Annotated in this window: 15 protein-coding genes; 3 read left to right on the top strand and 12 right to left on the bottom strand. The window is 35.6% G+C overall.

The genetic code is table 11. The annotated features are described in order from the left end of the window. Positions 1–58: 58 nt before the first annotated feature. The 3 genes from ACK4M9_RS11595 to ACK4M9_RS11585 all read right to left on the bottom strand — a co-directional run bounded on the left by ACK4M9_RS11595 (position 59) and on the right by ACK4M9_RS11585 (position 2,575). Entirely contained in the window at positions 59–1,486 is a 1,428-nt protein-coding gene (locus ACK4M9_RS11595) for a sensor histidine kinase (protein ID WP_409850550.1), read from the bottom strand. Continuing rightward, positions 1,486–2,175 carry a response regulator transcription factor gene (locus tag ACK4M9_RS11590; RefSeq protein WP_409850548.1) on the bottom strand — a complete coding sequence of 230 codons (690 nt, stop codon included), beginning with the start codon at positions 2,173–2,175 and terminating at the stop codon, positions 1,486–1,488. Before ACK4M9_RS11590 ends, ACK4M9_RS11595 begins: the two co-directional genes overlap by 1 nt. Positions 2,176–2,359: 184 nt before the next feature. Next, positions 2,360–2,575, bottom strand: a complete 216-nt coding sequence (locus tag ACK4M9_RS11585) for a hypothetical protein (RefSeq protein ID WP_409850546.1) — start codon at positions 2,573–2,575, stop codon at positions 2,360–2,362. A 272-nt stretch (positions 2,576–2,847) separates the two neighbouring features. Between ACK4M9_RS11585 and ACK4M9_RS11580 the strand changes: the two genes are divergently transcribed. Next, entirely contained in the window at positions 2,848–3,888 is a 1,041-nt protein-coding gene (locus ACK4M9_RS11580) for a D-alanyl-D-alanine carboxypeptidase family protein (RefSeq protein ID WP_409850544.1), read from the top strand. A gap of 168 nt (positions 3,889–4,056) precedes the next feature. Here the strand turns inward: ACK4M9_RS11580 and ACK4M9_RS11575 are convergent, their stop codons facing one another. The 7 genes from ACK4M9_RS11575 to ACK4M9_RS11545 form a co-directional block, all read right to left on the bottom strand. Further along, entirely contained in the window at positions 4,057–4,341 is a 285-nt protein-coding gene (locus ACK4M9_RS11575) for a DUF6407 family protein (protein WP_409850542.1), read from the bottom strand. Between the two features lie 287 nt (positions 4,342–4,628). Beyond that, positions 4,629–5,543: a LiaI-LiaF-like domain-containing protein gene (locus ACK4M9_RS11570; RefSeq protein WP_409850540.1), complete on the bottom strand. Its 915-nt coding sequence runs from the start codon at positions 5,541–5,543 to the stop codon at positions 4,629–4,631. After that, positions 5,540–6,625, bottom strand: coding sequence for a hypothetical protein (locus ACK4M9_RS11565; protein ID WP_409850538.1), 1,086 nt, complete (start codon positions 6,623–6,625; stop codon positions 5,540–5,542). The genes ACK4M9_RS11570 and ACK4M9_RS11565 overlap by 4 nt, the downstream gene beginning before the upstream one ends. A gap of 13 nt (positions 6,626–6,638) precedes the next feature. Continuing rightward, entirely contained in the window at positions 6,639–7,070 is a 432-nt protein-coding gene (locus ACK4M9_RS11560; protein ID WP_409850536.1) for an anti-sigma factor family protein, read from the bottom strand. Then, the gene (locus ACK4M9_RS11555; RefSeq protein WP_409850534.1) at positions 7,067–7,642 is read right to left on the bottom strand and encodes an RNA polymerase sigma factor; all 576 of its coding nucleotides are present in this window, start codon (positions 7,640–7,642) and stop codon (positions 7,067–7,069) included. The genes ACK4M9_RS11560 and ACK4M9_RS11555 overlap by 4 nt, the downstream gene beginning before the upstream one ends. 262 nt (positions 7,643–7,904) lie before the next feature. Next, complete coding sequence (locus ACK4M9_RS11550; RefSeq protein WP_409850533.1) at positions 7,905–8,471, bottom strand: GNAT family N-acetyltransferase; 567 nt, start codon at positions 8,469–8,471, stop codon at positions 7,905–7,907. A 161-nt stretch (positions 8,472–8,632) separates the two neighbouring features. Beyond that, positions 8,633–10,912, bottom strand: coding sequence for a glycoside hydrolase family 65 protein (locus ACK4M9_RS11545; protein WP_409850531.1), 2,280 nt, complete (start codon positions 10,910–10,912; stop codon positions 8,633–8,635). Between the two features lie 326 nt (positions 10,913–11,238). On the opposite strand from ACK4M9_RS11545, the gene ACK4M9_RS11540 reads away from it, so the two are divergent. Then, positions 11,239–11,988, top strand: coding sequence for an AraC family transcriptional regulator (locus tag ACK4M9_RS11540; protein WP_409850529.1), 750 nt, complete (start codon positions 11,239–11,241; stop codon positions 11,986–11,988). Between the two features lie 95 nt (positions 11,989–12,083). On the opposite strand, the gene ACK4M9_RS11535 is transcribed toward ACK4M9_RS11540, so the two are convergent. Both ACK4M9_RS11535 and ACK4M9_RS11530 read right to left on the bottom strand, forming a co-directional pair. Next, positions 12,084–12,503 carry a DUF1801 domain-containing protein gene (locus ACK4M9_RS11535; protein ID WP_409850527.1) on the bottom strand — a complete coding sequence of 140 codons (420 nt, stop codon included), beginning with the start codon at positions 12,501–12,503 and terminating at the stop codon, positions 12,084–12,086. Between the two features lie 116 nt (positions 12,504–12,619). Further along, positions 12,620–13,132, bottom strand: a complete 513-nt coding sequence (locus tag ACK4M9_RS11530; protein ID WP_409850525.1) for a zinc ribbon domain-containing protein — start codon at positions 13,130–13,132, stop codon at positions 12,620–12,622. Positions 13,133–13,328: 196 nt separating this feature from the next. On the opposite strand from ACK4M9_RS11530, the gene ACK4M9_RS11525 reads away from it, so the two are divergent. Next, the gene (locus ACK4M9_RS11525; RefSeq protein WP_409850523.1) at positions 13,329–14,051 is read left to right on the top strand and encodes a SurA N-terminal domain-containing protein; all 723 of its coding nucleotides are present in this window, start codon (positions 13,329–13,331) and stop codon (positions 14,049–14,051) included. Positions 14,052–14,220: the final 169 nt, after the last annotated feature.

The raw sequence follows: 14,220 nt of genomic DNA, 5'->3' as shown, positions 1-14,220 counted from the left end.
TTCATCATAGGATATATCCTCTTAGTACTTTTGTAGTATGAAAATCTAGCCCCATACTTTATTCGACGAATGAAGGTATCCATATTTTAAATGTCGTACCTTTTCCGATTTGGCTTTCAACTGTAATTTTACCCTCATGCAACTCGACTAATTTTTTAACAATGGCAAGACCAAGTCCAGTTCCTTTATTTTTCCGCGAACGACCACGGTCGACTTTATAAAACCGCTCCCAAATCAAATCTAGATCTAATTCTGAAATACCAATTCCGCTATCTTTGACTGATAATAAAAGATATTGTCCATCTTCCTCTGCAACAATGGTAATTTCACCTTCTTCAGTGAACTTAACTGCATTCTTTAAAATATTATTGATAATCTGCTCAAATCGTACAGGATCTGTATAGGCTTTAGGCAAAGGTTCCTTTGTGATTAAATTTATACTAACATTTTTTTCTGAAGCCTCTCTTTCAAACTTGAACTTTTCCTTTTCGAGAATCGGTAATGGGTCAATAAGATATTTTGTAAGTGTAATATCTTTGTTTTCCAACTTAATTAGATCCATCAAATCATCGACTAGACGATTCATATGAATCGTTTCGTCATACATGACATCATAGTATCTTTTTCTACCCTCTTCTTCTATTAGTCCATCTTGAAGAGCTTCTAAAAAACCTTGCATAGATGTTAAAGGAGTTCTTAACTCATGAGAAATATTCGCTAAAAAATCACTACGAATAGTATCAATTCTTTGGCGTTCGAAATCCGTTTTCTCTAGTTTTGTCGCCATCATATTAATTGTGTTAGCTAAATCTCCAATTTCATCTTCTGATTTAAGGTGAATACGTTCAACATAGTTACCCATTGCAACTTTTGCAGCTGCACGATCTATTTGTTGTAAAGGGCGAGAAATCGTCCAAGAGAGGTAAGAAACCATTGCTGCCGAAAATAAAATTCCAAAAAGAGCTGCCCAAAGGATCGTTTCCCTAATTTTCCCAACAAAAGTATTTAAGCCGATCAGGGGTGAGTGTAAAATGATACCACCATATACTTCATCCTCTTTCCCCCAGGGAACCACAACTGATAACATCGGTTCTGTTAATCCCTCAAAAGCTAGACGATTAACGGCATTCTCACCTCGAATTACTTTTTCTACAATTGAAGATGCTACCGATTTTCCAATTGAGACTTCATCTTTTGTAGATGTCGCAATTATTTTGCCATCTGCGTTAAAAACCCATAATCTCGCATCAAATGAATGATCAAGGAATTGTAATGTGTCTTGTTTTTCTTCATTGATAATGTTTGTTTCTTGAATATTAGCATTAACTGTTCGGCCTTGTCTGAGTAGCTCTTCTTGCTTCGTTTTATATATATAGCTATTCGCAAAATAAAACATTAGGGCTCCAACAATGCCAATCCCCACTACAATTGTAAGCATATAGCTTATAATGAGGCGTCGAAAAATACTTTTATTCGTACCTAACACTATACGTCCACCTCAAATTTGTACCCAACACCCCAAACTGTTTGAATACAATCTTTTTGTTTTAACTTTTGTCTTAACTTTTTAATATGGACATCTACTGTGCGGATATCTCCAATAAAATCGTAACCCCATACTTGTTCTAAAAGTTGTTCTCTAGTAAATACGTTTCCGGTTGATTTGGCTAAATGTACTAATAAGTCAAATTCTTTAGGTCGTAATATTATTTTTTCATCATTAAGTAGTACTTCTCTGCGATCAATATGAATGGAAAGTTCAGCAAACGTGAACGAGGTCTTCTCACTTTCATTACTACTAACTTTTGGTTGCATCCTCCGAAAAATTGCTTTTATGCGGGCAATTAATTCCCTAGGACTAAAGGGTTTCGTCACATAATCATCAGCACCCAGCTCTAAACCTAGGACGCGGTCAAATTCTTCTGTTTTTGCCGTCAACATAATGATCGGGATATCATATTTTTTTCGAATTTCACGACATACGTCAAAGCCATCCTTGTTAGGCATCATTACATCTAATATAACGATATCTGGCATTTCCTTCTCAACTAATTCAAGCACCAATAAGCTATCATCAGCCTCGACTAGATCAATCTGTTGTTGCTTAAAGAAAATACGGATAATCTCACGAACATTGGGATCATCATCAACAACTAGCACCTTAAAACGTTGCATAATATCAACACCTCTCACCAACACCGTATTTATTTTATTTGTTTTATTTCCCTGATATAACTATACGTTTAAACAAGTATTTTTTAAAGGGTATATAAAAAAGACTGACTTCTCACGTTACTTTCAGTGAGAAATCAGTCTTCTAATCTATATAAATTTTAACCTTGGGAAACCAACTTACCTTTTAAACTTCTTCATCTTCCTCTTCTTCATCCATTTCGTCATCGAAATTTTCTCCGTCTTCTGTTACATCAACGTCTGTTTCAGTTGGATCAGTCTCGCCTTCCATATAATTCCCTGGTTGTTCTTCTTCAAATCCAGGCTCACCCTCCGTACAACCTACTAATAAACCTATAGAGAATAATATACTCGATAAAACTAACAAAAATTTCTTTTTCATTTTAAAAAGCCCCTCTCTTTGATTTGTATTTGATCCCTGTTTGGATCTAATTACAATTTACAGGAAAAATGTGACCAAATTATGACCGAAGTAAGAACTGTTTATTAATTAAATATGAAAAATTTTAGTTTAATTGCAACTCTTGTAAAGAGATCTAATTTTACCCTAATATGAAAAATATAAATTAATGGGATTGGTTTACATAGTTACGAGGCCTATAGTATGCTTTATTTAGTAAATCTATTAATATATAAATAATTAGTGGAGGTAACATGTTTAAATATATTCTTACTTTTATCATCCCAACCCTTTTAATGGTAGGCTGCGCTTCAAGTGGCGAACAGACTTCGATTATGAAAGATTCAGAGCTTATTTCTTCTGAAACGACGGATGGCAAAGATCGTGAGGCTGACAACACTGAAAGCACGGAGCTAGATGAAATTACAGATAGTGGTGATACAAGTGCTCCTACTGTTGAAGAAAGTCAACTAAAAACGAAATTGCCAGTAGAGGCAATTTTTGAAGCATTGGTCATCACTAGCTCTGGATTAGATCTATATGAGCAACCAACAACTCAATCGAATAAAATAGACACCTTGCTTTTTGGGGCACATGTCTTTGCTGTCGATACTGAAGGTGACTGGGTTTTCGTACACTACAGAGGAACAGAAGGCTGGGTATCCCAATCAAGAATTCAAGAAATCCCTTATGATTCAAGTGAAAAACAAGAAATAGAGGATCCAGATGATCTATTAGTATTAGTTAATAAACAATATGTATTACCCGATGATTACAAGCCAGAGGATTTAGTTGTTGTTGATGTACCATTTTCTTTTGAAGGAGAGTCAGAAAGTAAATATTTACGAAAAGAAGCGGCTACCGCCTTGGAAGAAATGTTTGAACAAAGTAAGCAAGAAGGTATCAATTTGGTTGCTGCTTCCGGCTTTCGTAGCTTCGCTAAACAGCGACAATTATTCTGTAGCAATATTTTACGCGTAGGGTATGACCAAGCAAATGATTTTAGTGCGTTTCCAGGGGAAAGCGAACATCAAACTGGTCTAGCAATGGATCTAACCTCTAGAAAAGTCAGCTTTGCATTAACAACAGACTTTGAAAATACACAAGAAGGCATCTGGATTAAAGAAAACGCCCATAAATATGGTTATATTATTCGTTATCTCGAAGGGAAAGAAAATATCACCCGTTACACATTTGAACCTTGGCATTTACGCTATGTTGGAAAAGAACCTGCCAAAGTAATCTATGAATTAGGAATAACCTTAGAAGAGTATCTTAGTAAAGTTGCCAATTAAAAAAAGAGGCCGTCCCAAATGCTAAGTAACAGTCACCCCAGGCACAATCTGTAGAGTTTTGCTTTAAAACACTACAGATCATATCAAAACGAGGTGAACTGCCACTGTGGGACAGTCTCTTTTCCTTAAGAGTAATAAACCATATTTTTTAAGGGCTTTTAGAAACCATTAATAATTTCTCACTACGTAACCTTCATAGATTGACTCAATACTTGTTTCTTCTTCAGTACCAATGGCGAACTCCGCTATCTTAGACAGCAATTTTTCTTCAACAGCAGAAGCTAGGTATAAAATTTCACACCTTCCCGCTTCCGTTTCTTCCACTTTTACAACACTCCTAAATTCGAAATCTTTGATCGTTGACCTGATTACTTTTTTAATACAGTTACTAGTTTCCGTATCAAAACCATTAATATTTTCAATTTTATTTAGAACAAATTGTTTTAATGTCATATCCCGACTCCTTTTGATTTATTTTTTTCCTAGATCAAATAGAAGTGTCTGTTCTATAGTCTTGGTTGCTTTGCCTAAAACGAATAATCTCACTTACATTGTGATTATCAAATAAGTTCTTTTACCTGTAAATAAAACTCAATATGAAACTTTTTCTTAGTTATTCTATACGGATGATTGATTGTTTTTTAGGGGGGAAAAGAAAAAGAACCCGAAATTGGGTTCTTGAAATTTTAGGTATTTTATCGCCATTAGCGTCTGAAACTCCATGAAGATATCTCCACAAATTAATTATAGAAACTTACACTATGTGAATTTAGTATGGTAATTTTATTTGTGCCCTCTCCTAACTGGATTTGAGCATTCTTTGGTCCCCACTCATCTGACGTATCCTCCATCGGTGTCACATCCCATTCAAGGTCTGAACCGTTTAACTGGTGAACATTTATTGCTTGTAGTAGTACATCACTGGCGGCAACCGGTAAATGGACTATTACGTCAGACACCTGTTCTATCAGGAAATCGGCATTGATCGTACGAGGACGTAATACGACCTCTTGCGATTTTCTGACCTCGACATTCACGTTAGATGGCACAAGCATCGTTACTGCCATCGTCGAATAACTATAATTCCAGTTATTTCGTTCAGGCAACCGCTTTAAGGTTACATATAGTGTTTCTCCCTTTTGGTGAGTAGTAACATATTCCTCAGTCATTTTAAGAATCTGAGTATCGTTTTTGGAAAATTGTGTTCTGTACGTTCCAAAAATCGAATACTCACGAGACGTAGTTTCTTCAATGACTAACGGGGTACGGTCAGCTTCAATTACAACTCTTGTAACGCTAGTTGGAAGCTGCTCTAGCAACATTGGTAAATCTCTCGTTTCTTCCTGCCGTGTGAATTGATCTTTTACTTCATCAACGATTCCCAATGAACTTACTAAAGCAAAGGCAATTCCAACGGTTCCAATAAACCCGATGAAGATAATGCTAAAAATATCATATTTAACTACAGCTTTCTCTTTTCCAGTTATGAAAAGAAAGACGATAATTTCAATTCCTAAAACAATTAAAATAGCCGGCCACCATGACAGCATAATCGTGTAAATATCAAATGCAAACACTCTAGATAAAAGCAGCAATACTCCAAGTAGAACAAGGGCTGCTCCCATCGATACAGTTCCTACTCTCCATGTCCTCACGAGGCATCTTCTCCTTTCGCTTTGCTTCCCATCATTAACTTAAAGCCACCACCAATTAGTAGAATACAGACGATAATCGTTTGAAAATAATCGTAATAAAACCGTCGAATGTCAACTTGCAGAAATTCTGTCAGTTTTGGAGCGATTGATGGGATAAACACCTGGTCAAGCATATAATATGCTCCTAAGACAATAAGCCCTATTCCAACCCAACGCTGATGATTAACAAGGTAATTGATCACAGGCACATCTTCGATTAATTCATCTCCATTATGTCTACTCGCCTTTTGTAAGCCGTCAAAAAAGCTATAAAACCAAATGATTGGGATTAAAAACAAGAAGATCCCTAAGCGAAGCACATCTAAAATATAGAGGGCAAACAAGAATGCTGCCATCAATTGAATTCCACGGCGTTGGTATCCTAAATAAAGATGCCCAGCACCAGGGAAAATTGATAATAATGTAGCAATTGCTTTACTTTTACGACCATCTTCACGACTTTTTTCTAAATCATCGAGAATAGAACGGTCATCAAGTTCTTCGCCACGTTGCTTTTTATTTAATTGCTGGATAGCATCAAAAAAGCTGTACACCCAAACGACTGGTAAAAATGCCATAAAAATGAGAAACGCATCTTGTCTTAACATCACAGCCGTAAAAAAGATCATGATCCCTGTACCTAAAAACGCTGTTAAAAATGTAAAACCTCGATTCATTAGTCCTAGCTGAAAATGACCGACGCCCGGAATAAATGACAATACAATTGTGAAAAAGCGTTCAGACTCTACATTTCTACTTGCTTGTGGTAGTTCATTACTTTGAACGATAATTTCTCGTGGTCTTCGTGCACCAACGATAATCGTATCGATAAAACTAACGAGATAAAAGAATAACCCTACTAGTGCGAATAGTAAAAACCCCTCATCTCCGCTTAAGATTGTTAGGATAAAAGCCAATATAACTGGTACGATTGTGGCCATTAAATAAAAAACTCCACGATACGTATTTCCATAATAAAATTGCCCACCTCCAGGAAACACCGAGAGCATAAATCCAACTAATGGATGTCTATGGTTATTCATTGTTTTCGCCTCCTTATTTCTCATCATTTATTTTCGTGAATTTAGTTTCTAATATTTTTTCAGTAATAGACGTTTGTTGTGACAATGTTGTACTCTGAACATCATCAACATAGGTAGTAATTGAGTGAAACACTCCAGAAAACATCAGAACAAGCGTCATGGCTGCAGCAATTACATAATGAAACAACGTATGTTGATAAAATGGGCGCTGGTTCGTTGCACCTCTCGTTAAATCGACTTCACCAATTTGTTTCATAATTGTATCTGTCAATTGGCTACCTTCGCTTAATAGTGGTAAAGAGGACTCAGAAGCTTCCATCGCTTTGAGATATGAATTCATACATTCCTCACACTCGTATAAATGCGCTTCATAGCTGTCACGTAGTTCATCTGTTAACTCACCCTTTACATAGCGCATCCATTCTTCACTAGAAATATGCTTCATTCAAAATCCTCCTCCTTCCAACGTTTCTTCATCCAGTTTCTAGCACGGTGCAACTTTACTAAAATCGTTTTTTCCTGTACATCCAATTCCACTGCTAACTGTTGCGAGCTTTTTTCTTGTATGTAATAGCCATGGACAACAGCTCGATAATTCTCAGGCAACTCATTTACCCTTCTTTGCACAAGATGTAGCTTCTCTTTTTTAATTAGCTCTCCCTCAACGCCTTCGAAGTTGGTAGGCTTTAGCTGCAAACTGAGATCTTCTGTGACCTCTTCACGTCTGCGTTCTTTTTTACGTTTGATGTCAATCGAATGATTGACTGCAATCCGGGTCATCCATGTCTTCAAGCCTTTACCTTCATACTTAGGGAGAGAGTAATAAATTTTCACAAAAATTTCCTGAGCTGCATCTTCTGCATCCTTTTCATTTCGTAACACTGAGTAAGCTACTTTAAAAATGTCGTTTCGATACTTCTCAATGAATAAACGAAAGGCATGGTTATTTCCACGCAGCACTTGTTTAAGCAATGCTTCATCGTTAATCTCTCTCCCCTCCTTTTTTCGTCTCTGCATAATAGACGACACTTCATCAACTAAAGATTACACTAATATAAAAAAAAATTATTTTTTTCAAAATTAATCTGTATACAGTTTGGCCGCTGATTTTTGAAGGCTACGCTTCGTTTTTCTGTACTAGAATGAACAAAAAAACGAAAAAAGACTGCCCCAAAAGCAAAGTATCAGTCACCTCATCTACTAGAAATAGAATGTGTACCCATACACTCCTATAAATAGTATCACTTCGAGACATGCTGACACTTATGGGACAGTCTGTTTAAGGCGTTTCGTTTATGTAATCTCTCTTAAGGATTGACATTAATATACCATCCTCTAGCTTACCTTTGATTAAATCTCTTTCTCTGAACACTCCTTCTTGAATGAAGTTAAGTTTTTTCAATACTTGAACAGATGCATCGTTCCCTGGAGTTATTGTAGCTTCAATTCTATTTAACATCATACTATTAAACCCAAAATCAATAACAGCTCTTATCGCTTCTGTTGCATATCCTTTGCCCCATTTTGCTTGGGCAATGTCATAACCTAATTCCGCTCTTCTAGCACCTTCATCAAAAGATCCTAAGCAACATATTCCAATCAATTGATCTGTTTCCTTTAGGTTAATCCCCCATGTAATCTCTTCATTTTTCTCATATTCTTTCTTGTATCTATCGATAAATTTAGTCACTTCTGCCTTTGATGTAACTGGATAAAAGTAATCGAACATTGCTACCTCTGGATCACTTAGGATTTCATATAACTGATCGGTATCTTTATACTGAACCTGGCTGAGACTTAATCTTTCTGTTTCTAATCTAGGAAACGATGCAAAACACTCATTCATCAGGACATTCCCTCTCCTCTAATATACTAAGTTTCTAGTAATTTCAATTTGATTTTATCATAGTTAATAGCACGTGATTACATTTTTTTGAATATGTACCTAAATATACAAAAACTCCGCAAGGTGTAACTAACCTACGCGGAGTCTTATGCTTATTTAATTTACCGTCTTAATTGTACTTTAATTGGTTCTGTTGTTACTGTTACTTCGTTATCATAAAGATGAACAGTAACCTCGCTTCCCTCAATCAATTCGATCTCGACAAGTTCGGCATCAATACTTATTTTAAGACCACTACCTTGGTAGTACATCGAGAAGCAATAACCGCTCCAAGCAGTCGGTAAACTAGGCGCTAAAAACAGACCAGCTTCTTTTAAACGGACCCCTGCAAAGCCATACACAATTGCAAGCCATGTTCCACCCATGTTAGCCATATGTAAGCCGTCCTTTGTATTACCATGGGTATTATCAATATCTAATCGTGCCGTCTCGGTGAAATAATCATAAGCCTTTTCTTGTTCATTTAATTTTGCTGCCATGATACTAAAGACACAAGAAGATAATGAGGAATCATGTGTCGTAATTTTTTCATAATAATGATATGAATTTCTAATCGTCTCAATACTTTGCTCATCTTCCAATAAGAAGTGAGCTAACACTGTATCTGCTTGTTTACATACTTGATAGCGATACAAAGTTAATGGATGATAATGCAACAATAACGGATATTGATCTTCCTTCGTTTGCTCAAAATCCCAAACAGCTTTTTGGAGAAATGTATCATCTTGAGGATTGAGGTCAAGCTCACTGTTATATGGTAGATACATTAAAGAACTAGCATTAATCCATTCTGTATGTTCTGATTCAGATAGCTGTAACTTCTCACTCAAAGCAGCAAAAACATCAGGTGCCTGCTCTTGCAATAGCTCAAAGACCTTCCCTGCCCAGTGTAAGTTATACTTGGCCATAACGTTTGTATAATAATTATTATTTACGATACACGTATATTCATCAGGGCCTGTGACCGCATCAATTCTAAATTGTCCATTATAATAATGGCCAACATCGATCCAAAGCCTTGCAGTTTCAAATAATACTTCAGCACCAAACTGTTGGAGAAACTTTTCGTCCTTCGTCGCTAAATAATATTGGATATAACTATAAGCAATATCAGCACTGATATGATATTGAGCTGTTCCAGCAGGGTAATAAGCAGAGCACTCGGTACCCGAAATCGTTCGCCACGGAAATAACGCGCCCTTACTATGTCCCATTTCCTTTGCACGCGCACGTGCCCCATCTAAAATTGAATAGCGGTAAAGGAGTAGATTTTTCGCCAAACTTGGATTGGTCATTAAGAACACTGGGAAAATATAAATCTCCGTGTCCCAAAAATAATGTCCTTCATATCCTTCACCAGACAACCCTTTTGCTGCAATATTGCTATAGCGGTCTTTTCCAACTGATTGCAATAAGTGATAAAGGTTAAAACGAATTCCTTGTTGAAGTGCTTCATCACCATTGATTTCAATATCAGCATATTTCCAAAAGTCATCTAAATAGTGTTTTTGCTCAGCAAGCATCGTTTCAAAATTTTGATTAGCGATTTGCTCATGGATATTGTAAGCACTTGTAATAACATCTTCATGTCTTAGCGTATCTGTTAAGATGTTAACCTTCGTTACGTTAATTTCTTCTATTAGGTTGGTTGTCAAAATCGTTTTAATTGCTCGTTCAGTTACCTCGTCTTCTCTTTTTATATCTTTTGGTAAAAGATAGTTTGTCACACATGCTACCCTTAACCTAGATCGTTGGGCTTCATTTACAATCGCAGAAAACTCGCCATTTTGTTCAATGAAACAAGTTTTTAAGCGTTTTGCATGACCCGAAGCTACACGGGGATCATTCGGATCAACAAAGTTTGAAACATCACCATTAACGGTTGAAATGATTGTCAGCTTCCCATGAAAGTTGACAGGAGTAATTTTATAGTCAATCGTAAATAATTCAGGGTGAACGAATGAAACTAACCTTCTAATCGTCAGTTTTACTTCCTTGCCTTTTGGAGAACGCCAATGGACTATGCGCTCACTATATCCTTTATCCATATGCAACGTTCGCTCGTATGATAGGACTTCGCCAGTAAATAGAGAGAAAGGTTCTTGGTCATCTCCTAATCGCAGTTCAATGCTTTGAGCATCGATAACGTTTAACAGTTTTTGCTGCGTTTCAGGGAACGCATGCAACTTTTCTCCATATGTAATATCAATGATGTCATGGAACGCATTTATATACGTCCCTCTAATTGATTTCAAGTCTTCATTATATCCCTCTTCAAAGTTACCGCGCACACCTAAATAGCCGTTTCCGTTAAAGAATAGACTTTCATTAACAAGAAGCTGTTGTTCCCCAAGTTCATTATTTCGTATTTTCCAAGTCATTTCTTCACCTCATATTTTTATCATATCTAACAGCAGAAGTAAGCCATAGTTGCATTTGATCATACAATCGGTTAGTGACGCTAACAAAGATATTATGTACATGTGTGCTAACAATCATTTGTACAAAAATGGAAACTACAATATTATTCAAGCATTTACAACGAATTTACAGTATATTTATGTTGATGATTTTTAAAACGATATTATTTATTTTTAAAAGCAGATTTTAATAACAACCTATCTTTAGCAACATTCTAACAACCGTTTACAGCCATTTATATTAATATTTTCAGATTCCTATTAAAATTTTAAGGAATGATTTTAAAATGTCTAATTCAATTAACCCTTTAATGATTAAACAATTTTTTTTAGAGCGGATTAAGAACCAATCCGAGTTTTATCTTCATCCGCCTTTTTTTCTAGAACAAAAAGTTTTAAGTGCTATTAGTGAACGGAACATTGAGAAGGCAACAATGTATTTAAATGAGATTAATCAGATCGATCGTCCGACATTAGCAGAAACACCACTTCGTTCTTTAAAGAATTCTTATATTTGCCTATGTACATTGTTTACTAGAGCAATCATTCAAGGAGGAATGCCTCCAGAAATAGCCTTCAATTTAAGTGACGTCTATATTAATCAAATTGAAAAAAGTGATGATATGAAACAATTAGCAGAACTTGAATATCAAATGCTTCATCATTTTATTACAGCATTAAACGAAGAAGTTAAGCAAACATATAAACACACGATCCAACAAGCAATTACCTACATCCATGAACATATTATTGATGATTTATCGTTAGAAATCATTGCTGAACACGTTTATGTTAATCCAAACTATTTATCTCAGATTTTCAAAAAAGAAGTCGGTATGTGTCTAACAACATTCATCAATAAAAAAAGAGTCGAAGATTCAAAGTATTTCTTGCTGCATACGAATACACCAATTTCTAATATTGCTATTTTGTTCCGTTTCTGCAATCAGAGCTACTACACAGCTACATTTAAACGCTACATCGGGCTCACACCGAAAGAATTTCGAAGAATTAACAAATTTTCAGTATCATCATAACCAAGAAGTGCCTGGCACCTTTTGTGTGAGGTGCCTGGCACCCTAAAAGAAAAGAACCAAAGCCTATAAGGCTTGGTTCCTAATTCAAACTCTTCCTAATTTGGATAGGTTTCTTTTAAGAATATAACCGATTGGTTAATTAACTCCTTTAACACATCAACATCAATATCGGCTAACTTATTGATATATACACAAGCTTTTCCTGTCGTGTGTTTTCCGAAGGTTTTTAGTAGTTCTTCTCGTTTAGTATCACCAGTTGCGAAATACAAACTAATTTTTGCTTTACGGGGAGAGAAACCAACTAGAGGAGCATCACCTTCGTGCCCCGATTCATACTTATAATGATAGCTTCCAAACCCGATGATACTCGTTCCCCACATCTTCGCTTTAAAACTTGTAGTTTCAGTAAAAATATCTAATAGTTTATATGCATCTTCTCGCTTTTTAGGATTTTCAACTTGTTCAATAAACTCAACAACACTATGATCAGTTTCTTTTGTTTTTAATTCATACATAGAATTCCACCTTTTTTTATACTAGTAACTTTATTGTCAAAATCAAGCTGTATATACATTTACTTCGATGATTTTTTACTCAAAACAGTTATCTGTTAGTTATACAGTAAGTAGCGTTATTCTATTGAGTTCCCACATTCATTACAAAAACGTGCTTCATTTATATTTACTTTTTTGCACCTACTGCAAACTTTAGCCAACTTTTCGCCACATTCAACGCAAAATTTTGCATGAATGTCATTTTGTTGATGACAGCTATGACAGATTGTTGATTGTGTAAAGCTGCTTCCCTGCTGTATGGCTTTAGAGACTTCCACCACTCCTGAAGTCGTCTCCTTTGCCAAATAATTAAACGTATCTTTTACAACAGGCGCATATTCTCTGCTCTGATATTTCGCAACAGAACTACCATAGCCAAGACCTGACATGCTAAATCCAACAAAAAGAAACGGCATACCTACAAAAAATAACCAAAAGTATTTCGGTTCCTCAAAACCTTGCAGTGTAAAAAAGTCTATAAAGGCGATAATCATACAACCTAGTCCAATAAGAAGAAATATAGGTCCCAGAAAACGAAAGAGTGAACGCTTTTTTAAGTGTTGCTCAGGTATAAATTTTTCTTGTCCCATCAATGTCATCCTTTCTGTCATTACTAATAAAATATACGTTCCTATACTATTATTAGTTTCATAATTTAAGTTACTGTACCGATAAGTGACAGTTAATTTTCTAATTTAGGAGAAGTTAGCTTTGCTATTTTACCGTTTTACATGTGAAATTGTGTTTGTTACAATTACCTTTGAATTCAAAAAAAGGAGTGGTATTTTGTTAATTAAAAAGTTGACCCTATTCAGTTCTGTTTTACTTCTCTCGCTTGGACTAGCTGCTTGTAGCGGGAATGATGAGGCGCAAGAAGAGAAAATGCCAGTAGGCGAAGACACTGAAAATTTAGTAGAAAATGAAGACTCAATGATGGACCTCGAACCGCATGAGCCTGTTGCAATAGTTAATGGTAAAGAAATTTTGCAACAAGAATTGACCGATCAATATGAACAAATAAAACTTTCCTACCTACAACAAGGTGTGGAGATTGATAGAGAAAACGAAGTCGTTATTAAAAACTATGTACTTGATCAACTAGTAAATACAACACTAATACTACAGGCTGCTGAAAAGGGCGGATTTTCACCTTCAAATGAAGAAGTCCAAGAACAATTAGATCAGATAAAAGAGCAGTACGGTAGTGAGGAAGAATTGAATGAAATTCTTGAACAGAACAATTTAACTCTAGCTAAACTCGAAGAAGAAGTTAAGATACAATTAACTATCAATCAATATTTAGAAAGTGAAATTAAAGAACCTTCCGTTTCTCAAGAAGAAATCATCGAAAGGTATGAGCAATATAAACAACAAACTGATGAGATGCCTGAGCTTGAAGAAGTAGAAGGACTACTTGCCGAAGAGATTAAACAAGAGAAAAATCAAGCCTCCATTGGAGAGCTTGTTGATAAGCTAAAACAAGCAAGTGAGATCAATATTCTAATATAAGCACTTCTCCATAAAAGCGAGTCCATTACACTACACAGTTATGTTGCCTTTCGCAAATATTAATAATGTAATCAAAAAAGACCATCATTTTGTAGGCTAAAACGATGGTCTTTATAATGTTAATCAAACGTTTAATTAAAACTGCAAATCCTATATTATTTCGTTCACA

The sequence above is a fragment of the Anaerobacillus sp. genome (assembly GCF_046314235.1).
Taxonomy (GTDB): Bacteria; Bacillota; Bacilli; order Bacillales; family Anaerobacillaceae; genus Anaerobacillus.
Note: the sequence above shows the minus strand (reverse complement) of the source record. Positions and strands in the feature narration are given on the sequence as shown.